This is a genomic window from Arthrobacter zhaoxinii (assembly GCF_025244925.1).
Classification (GTDB): domain Bacteria; phylum Actinomycetota; class Actinomycetes; order Actinomycetales; family Micrococcaceae; genus Arthrobacter_B; species Arthrobacter_B zhaoxinii.
Genome location: NZ_CP104275.1, coordinates 3,402,021 through 3,417,419, shown reverse-complemented (window position 1 = coordinate 3,417,419; position 15,399 = coordinate 3,402,021). Strand labels below are relative to the sequence as shown.

Here is a 15,399-nt window from a genome sequence, read left to right as displayed (position 1 = left end):
GCGACCGCGCCGTCCCGTAACCAAACCGTAATCCGCGCACCTGTGGCCTGCCTCACAAAACCGGAGTACTCTGGCTGCAAATATCAATGTGACCGTTCACATTCGGGGCCAACCGGTGGTTTCCGAACTTCGGTCAAGATGACAATGAGGTCACCGTGAGTCAGACCGGCAGTGCGCCCGCCTATGTGGTGGGCATCGATTACGGCACTCTTTCCGGCCGCGCCGTCGTAGTGCGGGTGCATGACGGAGCGGAGATGGGCTCCGCGGTCCATGCCTACCGGCACGGGGTCATGGATTCGGTCCTGGCCGCCACTTCGGAAGCGCTGCCGCCCGACTGGGCGCTGCAGGTGCCGGCGGACTACGTCGAAGTCCTGCAGCAGGCGGTGCCGGCCGCACTGCGGGCCGCCGGCGTTGCCCCGGAGTCCGTCATCGGCGTGGGAACCGATTTCACTGCCTGCACCATGGTCCCTGTGACAGCGGACGGCACGCCCCTGAACGAGCTGCCCGGGCTGTCAACGCGTCCGCATGCCTACGTGAAACTCTGGCGCCACCACGCCGCCCAGGCACAGGCAGACCGCATCAACCGCGTAGCTGAAGAGCGCGGGGAAACCTGGCTGCCCCGCTACGGCGGGCTGATTTCCAGCGAATGGGAATTCGCGAAGGGGCTTGAGCTGCTGGAAGAGGATCCCGAACTTTACCGGCTGATGGACCACTGGGTGGAGGCCGCCGACTGGATTGTCTGGCAGCTCACCGGCACCTACGTACGCAACGCCTGCTCGGCGGGCTACAAGGGAATCCTGCAGGACGGGGCATATCCGGACCGCGGCTTCCTGGCCGCACTGAACCCGGATTTCGCCGGCTTTGTTGAAGAGAAACTGGAGCATCCAATCGGGAGCCTCGGCTCGGCAGCGGGAACACTCAGCGCTGAAGCCGCGGCCTGGACGGGTCTGCCGGCAGGCATTCCGGTTGCCGTGGGCAACGTGGATGCCCACGTCTGCGCCCCTGCTGCGGGGGCGGCGTCACCCGGGCAGATGGTGGCGATCATGGGTACCTCCACCTGCCACGTGATGAGCGCGGAGGTCCAGCGGGAGGTCCCGGGGATGTGCGGCGTGGTGGACGGCGGCATTGTCGACGGCCTCTACGGCTACGAAGCCGGACAGTCAGGCGTAGGTGACATTTTCGGCTGGTTCACCGCACATTTCGTACCGCCGGAAGTGACCGAAGAGGCCGCGGTGCGCGGACTGAGCGTGCATGAACTGCTGACCGAGCAGGCGAGCCGGGAAGAGGTAGGCGCCCACGGGCTCCTGGCCCTGGACTGGCAGTCCGGCAACCGCTCAGTGCTCGTGGACCATGAACTGTCCGGGCTGCTGGTGGGGCTCACCCTCGCCACCCGGCCGCACGAGGCTTACCGGGCGCTGCTCGAAGCCACCGCCTTCGGCACCCGCAAGATTGTTGAAACCTTTGCAGCCTCCGGCGTTCCGGTGACGGAGTTCATCGCTGCCGGCGGACTGGTGAAGAACAAATTCCTGATGCAGGTCTACGCCGATGTCCTGGACATGCCCATCTCCGTTATCGGCAGTGACCAAGGCCCGGCGCTCGGCTCGGCCATCCATGCAGCCGTAGCGGCCGGCGCTTACCCGGACGTGCGGGCAGCCGCTGCCGCCATGGGCCGGGTGCAGCAGAAGGCGTACCTTCCGGACCCCGCCCGTGCCCTGACCTACACGCAGTTGTACGAGGAATACGAGACCCTGCATGACTACTTCGGGCGCGGCGGCAATGACGTCATGCGGCGGCTGAAAGCGCTGCGTCGGTCCGCCCGTAAGGTCCGCGAGGTGTCCGCATGAGCGGCCACGCTTCCGTCGAGGAACGGGTGGACCAGGTCCGGGCTGACGTGGCCGGCCTGCACGCCGAACTGGTCCGGTACGGGCTGGTGGCCTGGACTGCCGGCAATGTCTCCGGGCGCGTTCCGGGCACCGAATTCTTTGTCATCAAGCCCAGCGGTGTGGCCTACGAGGACCTCACCGCCGGGAACATGATCCTGTGCACCCTGGACGGCACCCCCGTGCCCGGTACATCCGGCGCGGAGCTGGCATCCTCCAGTGACACGGCCGCGCACGCCTATGTGTACCGGCACATGCCCGACGTCGGGGGAGTGGTTCACACGCACTCGACCTATGCCACGGCCTGGGCGGCGCGGGGCGAACCCGTGCCCTGCGTTCTGACGGCCATGGCCGACGAATTCGGCGGCGAGATCCCGGTGGGTCCGTTCGCCGTCATCGGCGACGACTCGATCGGGCGGGGCATCGTGTCCACCTTGACGGGCCACCGGTCCCGGGCCGTCCTGATGCGCAACCACGGCCCGTTCACCGTGGGCCGGGACGCCCGTGACGCAGTCAAGGCGGCGGTCATGCTCGAGGATGTCGCCCGCACCGTCCATCTCTCCCGGCAACTCGGCGAGCCGGTGCCCCTCGACCCTGGGCACATTGACGCCCTGTTCCACCGATACCAGAACGTCTACGGCCAGCCGGCCGCTGCACCGTCCGCATCAGCGGCAGAGGCCCCAACAACATCCAGGAGCGCATGACCTTGAGCCCGCTAGATACTTCCCTTGAACCGTACGAGGTCTGGTTCCTCACCGGCAGCCAGAATCTTTACGGTGAAGACACCCTTCGCCAGGTTGCCGAGCAGTCACAGGCAATCGTCGGGATGCTCGAGTCCGCCGGGCTGCCGGTCCGGATCGCCTGGAAGCCCACCCTGACCGACGCCGGCTCCATCCGCACCGCAGCGCTGGAGGCCAACGCGGACCCCCGCGTCATCGGCGTGATCGCGTGGATGCACACCTTCAGTCCCGCCAAGATGTGGATCAGCGGCCTGGACGCGCTGCGTAAGCCGCTGCTGCACCTGCACACCCAGATCAACGTCGCCCTGCCGTGGGGTGAAATCGATTTCGACTTCATGAACCTCAACCAGGCTGCGCATGGAGACCGGGAGTTCGGCTACATCGCCACCCGCCTCGACGTTCCGCGCAAGACCGTCGTCGGCCACGTCTCCGCCCCGGAGGTCATCGGCCAGATTGAATCCTGGCAGCGGGCCTGCGCAGGACGGGCTGCCATCCAGGACCTGCGGATCGCCCGTTTCGGCGACAACATGCGCAATGTCGCCGTGACCGAGGGGGACAAGACCGAAGCCGAGCTGCAGTTCGGCGTCTCCGTCAACAGCTGGGGGGTCAATGACCTGGTGGCCGTGGTGGACGCCCAGCCCGACGACGCCGTGGACAAGCTCGTGGCCGAATACGAAGAGCTCTACGACGTGGCACCGGAACTGCGGCGCGGCGGCGGACGGCACGAGTCACTGAGGTACGGAGCGCGCCAGGAGCTTGGTCTTCTGCAGTTCATGGAAGAAGGCGGCTTCGGTGCCTTCACCACGAACTTCGAGGATCTCGGCGGGCTGCGGCAGCTGCCCGGGCTGGCCGTGCAGCGGCTGATGTCGCACGGCTACGGGTTCGGCGCCGAGGGTGACTGGAAGACCGCCATGCTGGTACGCGCCGCGAAGGTCATGGGTGCCGGGCTGCCCGGCGGTGCCTCCCTCATGGAGGACTACACCTACCACCTGGTCCCGGGCGAGGAGAAGATCCTCGGCGCGCACATGCTCGAAATCTGCCCCAGCCTGACTACGCGGAAACCCTCCCTTGAAATCCACCCGCTGGGCATCGGGGACAGGGAAGACCCGGTCCGCCTGGTGTTCGACACTGATCCGGGCCCCGGCGTCGTCGTTGCCATGTCCGACATGCGCGACAGGTTTCGGCTCACTGCCAACATTGTGGACGTGGTGCCGCCGGATGCTCCGCTGCCGCACCTTCCGGTGGCCCGTGCAGTGTGGCAGCCGCAGCCGGACCTCGCGACGTCTGCGGCCGCGTGGCTCACGGCCGGCGCGGCCCACCACACGGTGCTCAGCACCGCCATCGGCGCAGACGTGGTCACGGACTTCGCCGAGATGGCCGGCGTCGAACTGCTGCTCATCGACTCAGCCACCACCCTGCGGGCGTTCCAGCGCGAAGTGCGTTGGAACGCCGCCTACTACCGACTCGCCTCCAAGCTATGACCCGCACGGCACCTTCCACCAGGCACGGCACCACGAAAGGCAGAACCATGGCACTGACCCTGAAACAAACCCTCATTGGGGGAGTATCCCTGACGCTCGCGCTGAGCCTCGGCGCCTGCTCAGGCAACCGCGGCGGGGGTGACGCCGGCGAAGGCTCCAACGAGGGTGCCAAAATCGGCGTGGCCATGCCGACGCAGCAGTCCGAACGGTGGATTGCCGACGGCGAGAACGTGAAGTCGCAGCTCGAGGAACTCGGCTACGAGGTGGACCTGCAGTACGCGAACGACGACATCCCCACCCAGGTTTCGCAGATCGAAAACATGATCAACGGCGGGGCCGAGGCCCTGGTGATCGCCTCCATCGACGGCACGACGCTGACCGGGGTGCTGGAGACGGCCGAATCCCAGGACATACCCGTCATCGCCTATGACCGCCTCATCAACGAGTCGGACACCGTTGACTACTACACCACCTTCGACAACTACGAGGTAGGTGTGCAGCAGGGCACCTCGCTGCTCACCGGGCTGGGAATCCTCGACGAGGCCGGCGCGGAAACCGGCGAAAAGGGCCCGTTCAACGTGGAACTGTTCGCCGGCAGCCCCGATGACAACAACGCCACGTTCTTCTGGGACGGCGCCATGGACACCCTCCAGCCCTACCTGGACAACGGCACCCTGAAGGTGCCCAGCGGCCAGACCGAATTCGAGCAGGCCGCCATCCTCCGCTGGCTGCCGGACACCGCCCAGGACCGTATGGAAGACCTCCTGACAATAGGCGGCGGCGCGCAGCTCGACGGCGTGCTGTCCCCGTATGACGGATTGTCCATCGGCATCATCTCCGCCCTCCGTTCCGGCGGTTACTCCGGGGAAAACCTGCCGGTCATCACCGGCCAGGACGCGGAAGTCGGATCGGTGCAGTCCATCATGGCCGACGAGCAGTACTCCACGATCTTCAAGGACGTGCGCGAACTCGGCGAACGTGCCGTCCTGATGGTCGATTCCCTGATGAAGGGCGAGGACCCGGAGGTCAACGACGAGGAGACCTATGACAACGGCGTGAAGGTTGTTCCCGCCTACCTGCTCGAATCGGAGATTGTCACCAAGGACAACTACGAGGAAACCCTCGTGGACAGCGGCTACTACGAGGCCTCGGACCTCGAATAACAGCACGGGGCGGGCGGCGTGCTGCTGCCCGCCCTGTGAACCGGCACAGTTCAGGCACACAGAGAGGTCCGCGTGAGCGACTACATTCTCCAAATGATGGGGATCACGAAATCCTTCCCCGGGGTCAAGGCGTTGCAGGACGTCACCCTGGCCGTTGCCCGCGGAGAAGTCCACGCGGTGTGCGGAGAGAACGGTGCCGGCAAATCGACCCTCATGAAAGTCCTCTCGGGTGTCTACCCGCACGGGACCTACGACGGCGAGATCCTGCTGGACAGCGAACCGGTCTCCTTCCGCGACATCAAGGACAGCGAACGCAGCGGCATTGTGATCATCCACCAGGAACTGGCACTTTCCCCCTACCTCTCGGTGGCCGAGAACATTTTCCTAGGCAACGAACGTGCGGCCCGGGGATTCATCAACTGGAACGAGACCAACGTCCGTGCCGCCGAACTGCTCCGGCGGGTGGGGCTGGACCTCAATCCGGTGACCCCGGCCGGGGACATCGGCGTCGGAAAGCAGCAGTTGGTGGAGATCGCCAAGGCGCTGTCCAAGGACGTGAAGCTGCTGATCCTCGACGAGCCGACGGCCGCCCTCAATGACGAAGACTCACAGCATCTGCTGGGCCTGGTCCGCGGCCTGCGCGAGGACGGCATCACCTGCATCATCATCAGTCACAAGCTGAACGAGATCAGGGCGATTGCGGACTCCGTCACCATCCTGCGTGACGGACAGACCATCGAAACCCTCAGCCTGCAGGAGGACTCCGTAACCGAGGAGCGGATCATCAAGGGCATGGTGGGACGCGAGCTCACCAACCGCTACCCGGACCGGACACCCGACATCGGCGAGGAAGTGCTCCGCGTGGAGGACTGGACGGTCCATCACCCCCGGGAGCATGCCCGCACCGTGATCCACAACGCTCACCTGACCGTCCGCGCCGGAGAAATCGTCGGAATCGCGGGCCTGATGGGTGCGGGCCGCACCGAACTGGCCATGAGTATCTTCGGGCGCAGCTACGGATCCAACATCAGCGGAAAGCTGTACAAAAACGGCAGGGAAATCACTGCCCGGACGGTGCAGGAAGCCATCCGCCATGGCATCGCCTATGCCACGGAGGACCGCAAGCGGTACGGCCTGAACCTCATCGAAGACATCAAACGGAACATCTCCGCCTCCGCCCTGACAAAACTCGCCACCAGGGGCTGGGTCGACGGCGGCCGCGAAACCGTGGTGGCGCAGGACTACAAGAGCAGCATGAACATCAAGGCACCCTCCGTCGCGGCGGTCACGGGCAAGCTGTCCGGCGGAAACCAGCAGAAAGTGGTGCTGTCCAAATGGATGTTCGCCGACCCGGACGTTTTGATCCTTGATGAACCAACCCGCGGCATCGACGTGGGTGCAAAGTACGAGATCTACACGATTATCAACAAGCTGGCAGCGCAGGGCAAAGCGGTGGTGGTCATCTCCTCGGAACTCCCGGAGCTCCTCGGGATCTGTGACCGCATCTACACGCTGGCACAGGGCAGGATCACCGCGGAGGTCCCGATAGCCGAGGCCACCCCCGAACGACTTATGCAGTACATGACCCAGGAAAAGGAATAACCATGGTTTCCACTCTCGCCGGCGAGGATCCGGCTCTCGGCACCAGGAGCCCCAAAAACTCCCCGCTGGGGGACGCGGCGCGCTTCCTGACCAGCAGGCTGCGCCAGATCGGCATCTTCCTCGCACTGCTGGTCATCGTGACCCTGTTCCAGGTGCTGACCGGCGGCGCCCTGCTCCAGCCGGATAATGTGGCCAATATCATTGTGCAGAACAGCTACATCCTGCTGCTGGCCATCGGCATGGTCATGATCATCGTGGCCGGGCACATCGACCTTTCGGTCGGGTCGGTGGCGGCTTTTGTCGGCGCCATGTCCGGCATCATGATCCGTGACTGGGGCATGCCCTGGTGGGCTGCACTGGGACTCTCCCTGGTGGTGGGTGCCCTGGTGGGCGCCTGGCAGGGCTTCTGGGTTGCCTACGTCGGTATCCCCGCCTTCATCGTCACGCTGGCTGGCATGCTCGTCTTCCGCGGCCTGACGCAGATTATCCTGGGCAACCAGCGGATCACCGGCTTCCCCGAGGAGTACCGCCAGCTTGGCGGCGGCTCCCTCTTCCCGGGGCTGTTCCCGCCGGAGACCAACCTCCTGGACTGGACCACCGTGGGACTGGGCGTGCTGGCCACCGCACTGCTGGTGATCAGCCAGCTGCGCGGCCGAAACGCCCGGATGAAACTGAACCTGGATGATGAGCCCCGGGCCTGGTTCCTCACCCGGCTGGTCTTCAGTGCCGTGATTATGCTTGGGCTCACCTATCTGCTCGCCAGTTCCCGGGGCGGCACGCCGATTGTGCTGGTGGTGCTGGGGATCCTGGTGGTGGCCTACAGCGCCGTGATGAACCGCTCCGTGTTCGGCCGGCACGTCTACGCCCGGGGAGGGAACCTGCAGGCCGCCCATCTTTCGGGCGTCAACACCAAACGCGTCGACTTCATGCTGTTCGTCAACATGGGCGTGCTGGCGGCCCTGGCCGGACTCATTTTCACCGGCCGCTTGAACTCCGCCGGCCCCGGGGCGGGCAACCTCTTTGAACTCGATGCCATCGCCGCAGCCTTCATTGGCGGGGCAGCCGTCACCGGCGGTGTCGGAACGATCGTGGGGGCCATCACTGGCGGTCTGATCATGGGTGTGCTGAACAACGGCATGTCGCTCCTGGGGGTGGGGATCGACTACCAGCAGTTCATCAAGGGGCTCGTCCTTCTCCTTGCCGTGGGCTTTGACGTCTTCAACAAGCGCAAGGCTTCCAATGCGCTGAAATAACCACCCTTTGAATCATCGCCGGCGGGCGTCCTTTCGGGCGTCCGCCGGCGTCGTTTTATGTGGTCTATACCATGGAAAAAGCATGATAGGGACCACAAGGCGCATTGTGTGACAAAGAATACAAAATAGCCTCGAAATTGTACTTCTTCCGCTTGTTTCCGCGGCTCCGGGAAAGGTAACAATTCATGCACGCTTGATATCGATTTGATATCGACCAAGAGCTCCCCTACTTTGATTAAGGCCCCGGTCGAGGGCTGGACCGCTGACTGGAACGAAGTCGGCGGCGGCCGGCACCAATCCTGGTGCGGCCTCAAACCAGAATCAAGATGCCACGCGTCCACTGTGCGTCGCCGCTGCGTGGCATCGAAGAAGACCTCTATCTATATGGGGAAGGCGACGGCGTGAAGACGCCCGGGGACGGGACGAGCGCAGGTGGAACCCGTGGGAGCAAAAGACTTATGAAGAACCAGAAGATCCGTCGTATCGTACGCCGCGGCCTCGCTACCGCCGCCATCACCGGCGCTGGCGCTGCAGGCCTCGTAGGAATGGCCGCCCCGGCCAACGCAGCCTCCATGGACTGGGACGCCCTCGCGCAGTGCGAAAGCGGCGGAAACTGGGCCATCAACACCGGTAACGGCTACTCCGGCGGGCTGCAGTTCAGCCCCAGCACCTGGGCAGCCTTCGGCGGAACCGGCGACGCTGCAAACGCCAGCCGCGAAGAGCAGATTGCCGTAGCCGAGCGTGTGCTGGCTGAGCAGGGCCCCGGCGCCTGGCCTGCCTGCACCGCCAAGCTGGGCCTGACCGGCGCCACCGCCAACCCGCAGGCCGCCCAGACTCCTCCGACCACTCAGGTCGCTCCGGTTGAGCAGGCTCCGGTTGTTGAGCCCGCCCCTGTTGTTGAGCAGGCTCCGGTTGTCGAGCCTGCCCCGGTTGTCGAGCAGGCTCCGGTTGTCGAGCCCGCTCCGGTTGTCGAGCAGGCTCCGGTCCAGACCTACGTTGCACCGGCTCCGGTCCAGGCTGCTCCTACGAGCATCCCCGTTGAGGCCGTTGCTCCGGTCCAGGCCCCGGCCCTGTCCGGCGAGACCTACCTGATCCAGCCCGGCGACACCCTGTCCGGCATCGCCGAGAAGCTGGGCATCGCCGGTGGCTGGCAGGCGCTGTACAACGCCAACCTGGACACCGTTTCCAACCCGGACCTGATCTTCGCCGGTCAGACCCTGCAGCTGCCGGCCTAATGACGGCAACGCAAGTCTTCGGTAATAGTTCCGCCTTGTAGCGGACATCGAAGCACAATGGGCGCTTCCGCTGACTGCGGAAGCGCCCATTGCCTTTTAACCGATTAACCGGCCGGTGCTACCCGCCGCCGCTAGCCTCCGGCGATGGACTGCAGCACCAGGAGTTCTGCGTGGTGCGGCAGCACGGTAGCCACCCCGTCAAGGTCCCGGATATCTTCGCCGTCCAGGTACAGGTTTACGTAGCGGCGGAGGTCGCCTTTCTCGTCGCAGACCTTCCGGTACACACGCGGGTACCCCGCCTGCAGCAGCACCAGCACGTCCGCCACCGTAGTTCTCCCTGCCGGCCCGGTTCCGGGGACCGACGCGGACACGGGACGCAGCGTCAGCAGGCGCCGGCCGCCCGCGGCGTCGGCCAGCGCCGCCGGCAGCAGCAGCTCGACGCCGGTGCGGCCGGGAGCGTCAGGCTGCAACGGCGCGGACACAGAGCACATCCGGAAGATTGGCTGCCACCAGGTGAAAGGTTTCACCTTCGTCCGCGCTGGCGTAAACCTCGCCCCCGCGGGTGCCGAAGTAGATGCCGGCGGGATCGGCGTCGTCCACATGGGCGGCGTCGCGCAGCACGGCGTTGAAGTCGTAGGCCGGCAGGCCGGCGTCGAACCGTTCCCAGTTTTCGCCGGCATCGGTGCTGCGGTACACGGCCGGGCGGCCCTGCGGCGGATTCCGTTCCCCGGCGGACCCCAGCGGAATGGTCCAGATGGTATCGGCGCGGGTGGGGTGGGCCAGCATCACGAAACCGAAGTCCGCGGGCAGGCCGTCGGCAATGGAAATCCACTGTCCGCCGGCGTCGTCGCTGCGGTACACACCTCCGTGGTTCTGGGCGTACAGCCGCTGGGGGTTGCCGGCGTCCCGGGCCACCTTGTGCACACACTGTCCGAACTCGGGATACTTCTCCGGCATAAAGTCCGCGATGATGCCGGTGTTGAAGGCGTCCCAGGTGTCGCCGCGGTCATCGGACCGGTAGACCCCGCCGCTGCTGATCGCGACATGGACCGAATCATCACTGGCACTGGGCAGGACCGTGTGCGCAGCCGGGCCGCCGTAGCCGGCGCCCCACTGGGTGCGGTGAGGATGGTCCCAGAGTCCCCGCACCAGTTCGAAGTGCTTGCCGCCGTCCTCGGACCGGAACACGGAAATCGGTTCACAGCCCGCCCAGATCACGCCGGGCCGGTCCGCACTGTCCGGTGCCAGCTGCCAAATGCGCTCCAGCGACGCTCCGGTGTCGTCCGGAAAGGCAATGGCCGCCTGCTCCGGTTCCTGCCAGGTTCTCCCCAGATCATCGGAAATCGCCACGTTGGTGCCCCACCACTCGGACCGCACCCCGGCGAGCAGCCGCGGGGTCCCGCTCCTGGCGTCGAAGGCAAGGGACGGCACCTCGGTCATGGCAAACTCCGGCCCCCGCAGCTCCCACGTCCGGCGGTCCGGACTCGTGGCCAGCCACAGTCCCTTGCGGGTTCCAATGGCGACGACGGTGGAGGCACCGGGGGATACGGCAGCAGGTACGGCAGCGGGCATCGCTTCGGGCACGGCATCCATGCGGTTATTCCAGCACCGGGGGTGCGCCGGAACAAGGGGTTGTGGAAAGACGGCGAGGGCCGCGGGCCAACCAAGCCGGCCGCGGCATGGAAATTGCAGGCGCGGGTGCGATAGACATAAAAGATGCTGTTCCTGCGGCCGGAAGCCCGGTGTCCATGATCTACATCGATCCGCCGATGTGGCCGGCGCACAACACCCTCTTTTCCCATCTGGTCTCCGACACCGGACTCGACGAGCTGCACGCTTTCACCGCGGCCGCGGGCATCTCGTCCAGGGCGTTCGACGGCGACCACTACGACGTGCCCCGGGAACGCTACGATGCGCTGGTGTCCCGCGGTGCCGTGCCGGTCAGCGGCGGGGACCTGGTCCGCATCCTGATCGCCTGCGGACTGCGGATCCCGGCGCGGGAACGCCCGTCCGCCCTCGCCGGTCCGCTGCGCCACCGGTGGAACCGGCTGCTGCCCGGCACGCCGGACCTGGGCGGGCGCCTGCTGGAGCACTGGAATGAACCGCACCGCCGTTACCACGACCGCAGGCACCTGCTGCAGGTCCTGGAGGCGCTGGACCTGCTTACCGGCAGTGATGTTCCCCTTCCCGTGGCCCTTGCCGCCTGGTTCCACGACGCCGTGTACACCGGCCGGCCCGGTGCCGACGAGGAAGCGTCGGCCCGGTTGGCCGAACAGCTGCTGCCGGTCGCGGGCGTCCCCGCCGCCGTGACCGCCGAATGCGCCCGGCTGGTCCGTCTGACCGCCACCCACGACCCTGCGGCGGCGGATATCCACGGGGCACTGCTCACGGACGCGGACCTTGCCGTGCTGGCCCGCGAACCCGCCCGCTACGCCGCCTACCTGCAGGGCGTCCGGGCCGAATACGCGCATCTTTCGGCAGAGGACTTTGCTGCCGGCCGACGGCGGGTGGTCCGGCAGCTTGCCGCCGCGGATCCGCTCTTCCGGACTCCGGCCGGACGGCGTCTCTGGGAGGAACAGGCCCGCCGCAACCTGGCCGAGGAGCTGGACGGAGTGCCCGGCGTCGTCGTCCCTTCCCGCACCGCGGCAGCGGACCGGCAGTGAGTATCCCGGCGGCGGCCCCCGGCGGGCAGCCCCCTGGCGAATTCACCGGGCACCGCCGAGGCAGCCGCGGTTACCGCGGCGTGCTGATCGGGCTCGCTGCCGCCGGCGTGGCAACCTTCGCCCAGCTGTATTCCCTGCAGGGGGTCCTGCCGGAGCTGGCGGCGGATCTGGGGATCTCGGCCGCTTCGGCCGCACTGACCGTTTCCGCAGCCACTCTTGGGCTCGCCGTCACCGTGATTCCCTGGTCCGCAGCAGCGGACCGCTTCGGACGGCTGCCGGCCATGCGCCTGGCGATCCTGGCCGCCGTGGTGCTGGGCCTGGCCGTTCCCCTCAGCCCCAGTTTGCCGGTGCTCCTGGGCCTGCGCTTCCTCGAGGGTGCGGCGCTGGGCGGAATTCCGGCCGTGGCGCTGGCCTACCTGAGCGAGGAAGTCAGCCGGCTGCACGCCGCCGTGGCGGCCGGGACCTATGTTTCGGGCACCACCATAGGCGGCCTCCTCGGCCGGATCCTGGCGGCACCACTGGCCGAACTCGTGAACTGGCGCGTGGGCGTGGCCGCCGTGAGCCTGCTGGCCGCCGGTGCGGCAGCCGTGTTTATGCTCACCGCACCCCGCCAGCGCGGCTTTGTCCCCGTGCGCGGGGCACCTCCTGGGCACGGCCTGGCCGCCCGGCTGGCAGCCAACCTCCGCAACCCGCGGCTGCTGGCGCTGTACCTTCAGGGCTTCCTGCTGATGGGCGGCTTCGTGGCGGTCTACAACTATCTGGGTTTCCGGCTCGGCGCGGCACCTTTCGGGCTGCCCTCGAGCCTGGCCAGCTCCCTGTTCCTCGCGTATCTCGCCGGCACGTGGTCCTCCCGTGCGGCGGGAACCCTGGCAGCCCGGCTTCGCGGCGGGCGGAAGCCGGTGCTGCTGCTGTCCATCGGCGCGATGGCACTGGGTCTGGGCCTGACCGTGGCAGACAACCTGCCGGCCATCGTGGCCGGACTGCTGGTCTTCACCGCCGGTTTCTTCGCAGCGCACTCGATTGCCTCCGGCTGGACGCCGCTGCTGGCCTTGGAAGGACGGGCGCAGGCTTCCTCGCTGTACAACCTCTTCTACTACACGGGGTCCAGCCTGCTGGGCTGGGCCGGCGGCTACTGCTTCCAGCAGGACGGCTGGCGGTCGCTGGTGCTGTTTGTCGGCGTGCTGCTGGCGGCCGCGGCGCTGGTGGCCGTTCTGGTCCTGCGCACCGAGGACGACGTTGCGCGGAAACCGTCATCGAAAGTGCAGTAGTTACCGTTGGGGAGAGCGAAAGTGCAGTACTTACCGATTTCCGGATGAAAACCCGTAAATACTGCACTTTCGATTCCGGCGGTGCCGAAAACGTAGGCTGGAAGGCGTGAAGACCGACGCCGACCTTTCCTCCCGGCGGCTCAGCCGCCGCATCCTCGCCCTGGCCCTGCCGGCGCTGGGTGCACTGATTGCCGAGCCCCTGTTCCTGCTGGCCGACTCCGCCATTGTCGGCCACCTCGGAGTAGCCCAGCTGGCCGGCGTCGGCCTCGCGTCCACGGTGCTGCAGACCGCCGTCGGGCTGATGGTCTTCCTGGCCTATTCCACCACCGGCACGGTGGCACGCTTTCTCGGCGGCAACCGGCAGCCTGAGGCGCTCGCCGCCGGACGGGACGGCATAGCCCTGGCCGTCCTGCTCGGTGTGGTGCTTTCCACCGTCGGGTACCTCTTTGCTCCCCAGCTGTGCGCTGCAATGGGCGCCACCGGCGACGTGCACCGGTACGCCGTGGACTACCTGCGTTTTTCAATGCCGGGCCTGACGGCGATGCTCGTGGTCCTGGCCGCCACGGGCGTGCTGCGCGGACTGCAGGACACCCGCACCCCGCTGGTGGTGGCCACGGCCGGTTTCGCCGTGAACATCGGGCTGAATTACCTGCTGGTGTACGGGTTCTCCCTGTCCGTGGCGGGATCGGCGCTGGGTACGAGCATTGCCCAGTGGGGCATGGCGGTGTTCTACCTGGTTGCGGTGGCGCGGATGGCCCGTTCACAGGGTGTCCCCCTCCGGCCGGCAGCGTCGGGCATCAGGGCCACCGCCCACGTGGGGTCATGGCTTATGCTGCGCACGCTGAGCCTGCGTGCAGCGGTGCTCGCGACGGTGCTGGTGGCCACCGCGCAGGGTCCGGAATCCCTGGCCGCCCACCAGCTGGTCATGACCGTGTTCACCTTCCTGGCGTTCGCGCTGGACGCCCTGGCCATCGCGGCACAGGCAATGATCGGCAAGGAGCTCGGTGCCGGAGACACCGTGCTGGCCCGCGCACTGACCCGCCGGATGATCCTCTGGGGCGTCGGGTTCGGGGTGGTGACGGGGGCACTGCTGGCACTGGCGGCGCCGGTGGCCGGTGTGCTCTTCACCAACGACGCCGGGGTGCAGCAGGCCATGACGGCCGGACTCTGGGTCCTCGCAGTCTCCCAGCCGATCTGCGGGCTGGTGTTCGTGCTGGACGGAGTGCTGATCGGGGCGGGGGACGCCAGATACCTGGCCCTCACCGGACTGCTGAACCTGGCCGCCTACGTGCCGCTGCTGATCTGGGTGCACAGTGCCGGCCTGTCCGGTCCCGGCGGGATTGCCTGGCTGTGGGCGGCCTTCGCCCTCGGGTACATGAGCGCCCGCGGAATCACCCTCTCCTGGCGGACCCGGCGGGACGCGTGGATGGTTACCGGTGCCGTGCCCCGGACCGCAAGCGACTAAGCTTGACGGTGGCCAACCGGCCATTGATATGACGGCAAGTGAAAGCGGAGGCTCTGCAGTGGGCGCATCCAATCCCGGCGCACCTTGGGGACCCATGCTGGTCCGTTCAGTGGTGGCCGCAGTTTACGGCGTGCTGACCGTCTTCTGGCAGGAGCCCACCGAGCCGGTCCTGGTGTTTGCCGGCGGCGCCTATCTGCTGCTTACCGGTGTTGCGCTCTGGCCCATGCTGACGGAAGCCAGGGGCCACGGGAAGGTCCGGCCGCTGCTGCTGGTGGAAGCCGCTGCCTACGTTCTTGCCGGCGCGGCCACCCTGATTTTCGCCTCGGCTGAGGCCTTCCGCGTCGCGGCGGCGGCCGCCCTCATCCTCGGCGGAGTGCTGGAAATCTTCCTTTGGGTCCGGAATCGAGGAGACTTCCTGCCGGCGCGTGACTGGCTGATCACCGGTGTCGCGGCACTGACGGCCGGTGTCCTGGTGCCGGTCTTCTACGGCCTGGGCGTCCGTGCGCTGCTCGGCGTGACCGGCGGTGCGGCAATCATCATTGCCGTGATCGTGGCGATTTCCGCGCTGGGCGCACGGCATGATTCCCGTACCGCGGCGGCAACGCAGGCGTAGGCCGTAAACTAGGTAACGCGCGCGGTGCAATCTGCA

The 15,399-nt window shown here is 66.8% G+C and carries 13 protein-coding genes; 11 read left to right on the top strand and 2 right to left on the bottom strand.

The window, feature by feature from the left end; all coding sequences use genetic code 11:
* The first annotated feature begins 155 nt into the window (after positions 1-155).
* The 7 genes from araB to N2K95_RS15985 all read left to right on the top strand — a co-directional run bounded on the left by araB (position 156) and on the right by N2K95_RS15985 (position 9,354).
* On the top strand, positions 156-1,844 hold the full coding sequence (araB, locus tag N2K95_RS16015; protein WP_260652362.1) for a ribulokinase: 1,689 nt from the start codon (positions 156-158) through the stop codon (positions 1,842-1,844).
* Positions 1,841-2,584: an L-ribulose-5-phosphate 4-epimerase gene (locus N2K95_RS16010; protein WP_260652361.1), complete on the top strand. Its 744-nt coding sequence runs from the start codon at positions 1,841-1,843 to the stop codon at positions 2,582-2,584. The genes araB and N2K95_RS16010 overlap by 4 nt, the downstream gene beginning before the upstream one ends.
* Before the next feature lie 2 nt (positions 2,585-2,586).
* Positions 2,587-4,101: an L-arabinose isomerase gene (gene araA / locus N2K95_RS16005; protein WP_260653852.1), complete on the top strand. Its 1,515-nt coding sequence runs from the start codon at positions 2,587-2,589 to the stop codon at positions 4,099-4,101.
* A 47-nt stretch (positions 4,102-4,148) separates the two neighbouring features.
* Entirely contained in the window at positions 4,149-5,264 is a 1,116-nt protein-coding gene (gene chvE, locus N2K95_RS16000) for a multiple monosaccharide ABC transporter substrate-binding protein (protein WP_260652360.1), read from the top strand.
* A gap of 93 nt (positions 5,265-5,357) precedes the next feature.
* Entirely contained in the window at positions 5,358-6,866 is a 1,509-nt protein-coding gene (mmsA, locus tag N2K95_RS15995) for a multiple monosaccharide ABC transporter ATP-binding protein (RefSeq protein WP_407080098.1), read from the top strand.
* 2 nt (positions 6,867-6,868) lie between these two features.
* Positions 6,869-8,119 carry a multiple monosaccharide ABC transporter permease gene (gene mmsB / locus N2K95_RS15990; RefSeq protein ID WP_255791266.1) on the top strand — a complete coding sequence of 417 codons (1,251 nt, stop codon included), beginning with the start codon at positions 6,869-6,871 and terminating at the stop codon, positions 8,117-8,119.
* A gap of 458 nt (positions 8,120-8,577) precedes the next feature.
* Complete coding sequence (locus tag N2K95_RS15985) at positions 8,578-9,354, top strand: transglycosylase family protein (RefSeq protein WP_260652358.1); 777 nt, start codon at positions 8,578-8,580, stop codon at positions 9,352-9,354.
* A 131-nt stretch (positions 9,355-9,485) separates the two neighbouring features.
* Here the strand turns inward: N2K95_RS15985 and N2K95_RS15980 are convergent, their stop codons facing one another.
* Together N2K95_RS15980 and N2K95_RS15975 are read right to left on the bottom strand one after the other, a co-directional pair.
* Positions 9,486-9,836, bottom strand: a complete 351-nt coding sequence (locus N2K95_RS15980) for a MoaD/ThiS family protein (RefSeq protein ID WP_260652357.1) — start codon at positions 9,834-9,836, stop codon at positions 9,486-9,488.
* Positions 9,814-10,947: a WD40/YVTN/BNR-like repeat-containing protein gene (locus N2K95_RS15975; protein WP_260652356.1), complete on the bottom strand. Its 1,134-nt coding sequence runs from the start codon at positions 10,945-10,947 to the stop codon at positions 9,814-9,816. Before N2K95_RS15975 ends, N2K95_RS15980 begins: the two co-directional genes overlap by 23 nt.
* Positions 10,948-11,102: 155 nt before the next feature.
* Here N2K95_RS15975 and N2K95_RS15970 point away from each other — a divergent pair, with 155 nt between their 5' ends.
* The 4 genes from N2K95_RS15970 (at position 11,103) to N2K95_RS15955 (ending at position 15,363) form a co-directional block, all read left to right on the top strand.
* The gene (locus N2K95_RS15970) at positions 11,103-12,017 is read left to right on the top strand and encodes a DUF4031 domain-containing protein (protein WP_260653851.1); all 915 of its coding nucleotides are present in this window, start codon (positions 11,103-11,105) and stop codon (positions 12,015-12,017) included.
* Entirely contained in the window at positions 12,014-13,285 is a 1,272-nt protein-coding gene (locus N2K95_RS15965; RefSeq protein WP_260652355.1) for an MFS transporter, read from the top strand. The genes N2K95_RS15970 and N2K95_RS15965 overlap by 4 nt, the downstream gene beginning before the upstream one ends.
* Before the next feature lie 106 nt (positions 13,286-13,391).
* The gene (locus N2K95_RS15960; RefSeq protein ID WP_260652354.1) at positions 13,392-14,750 is read left to right on the top strand and encodes an MATE family efflux transporter; all 1,359 of its coding nucleotides are present in this window, start codon (positions 13,392-13,394) and stop codon (positions 14,748-14,750) included.
* A gap of 94 nt (positions 14,751-14,844) precedes the next feature.
* Positions 14,845-15,363 (top strand): DUF308 domain-containing protein, encoded by a 519-nt coding sequence (locus tag N2K95_RS15955; RefSeq protein ID WP_260652353.1) that lies wholly within the window; start codon positions 14,845-14,847, stop codon positions 15,361-15,363.
* Positions 15,364-15,399: the final 36 nt, after the last annotated feature.

What these genes read in the sequence shown, in the direction of transcription:
- N2K95_RS15985 (WP_260652358.1), top strand. Translation starts at nt 8,578, where the DNA reads ATGAAGAACCAGAAGATCCGTCGTATCGTACGCCGCGGCCTCGCTACC.
- N2K95_RS15955 (WP_260652353.1), top strand. Translation starts at nt 14,845, where the DNA reads ATGCTGGTCCGTTCAGTGGTGGCCGCAGTTTACGGCGTGCTGACCGTC.
- chvE (WP_260652360.1), top strand. Translation starts at nt 4,149, where the DNA reads ATGGCACTGACCCTGAAACAAACCCTCATTGGGGGAGTATCCCTGACG.
- N2K95_RS15970 (WP_260653851.1), top strand. Translation starts at nt 11,103, where the DNA reads ATGATCTACATCGATCCGCCGATGTGGCCGGCGCACAACACCCTCTTT.
- N2K95_RS15975 (WP_260652356.1), bottom strand. Translation starts at nt 10,947, where the DNA reads ATGGATGCCGTGCCCGAAGCGATGCCCGCTGCCGTACCTGCTGCCGTA.
- mmsB (WP_255791266.1), top strand. Translation starts at nt 6,869, where the DNA reads ATGGTTTCCACTCTCGCCGGCGAGGATCCGGCTCTCGGCACCAGGAGC.
- mmsA (WP_407080098.1), top strand. Translation starts at nt 5,358, where the DNA reads ATGATGGGGATCACGAAATCCTTCCCCGGGGTCAAGGCGTTGCAGGAC.
- N2K95_RS16010 (WP_260652361.1), top strand. Translation starts at nt 1,841, where the DNA reads ATGAGCGGCCACGCTTCCGTCGAGGAACGGGTGGACCAGGTCCGGGCT.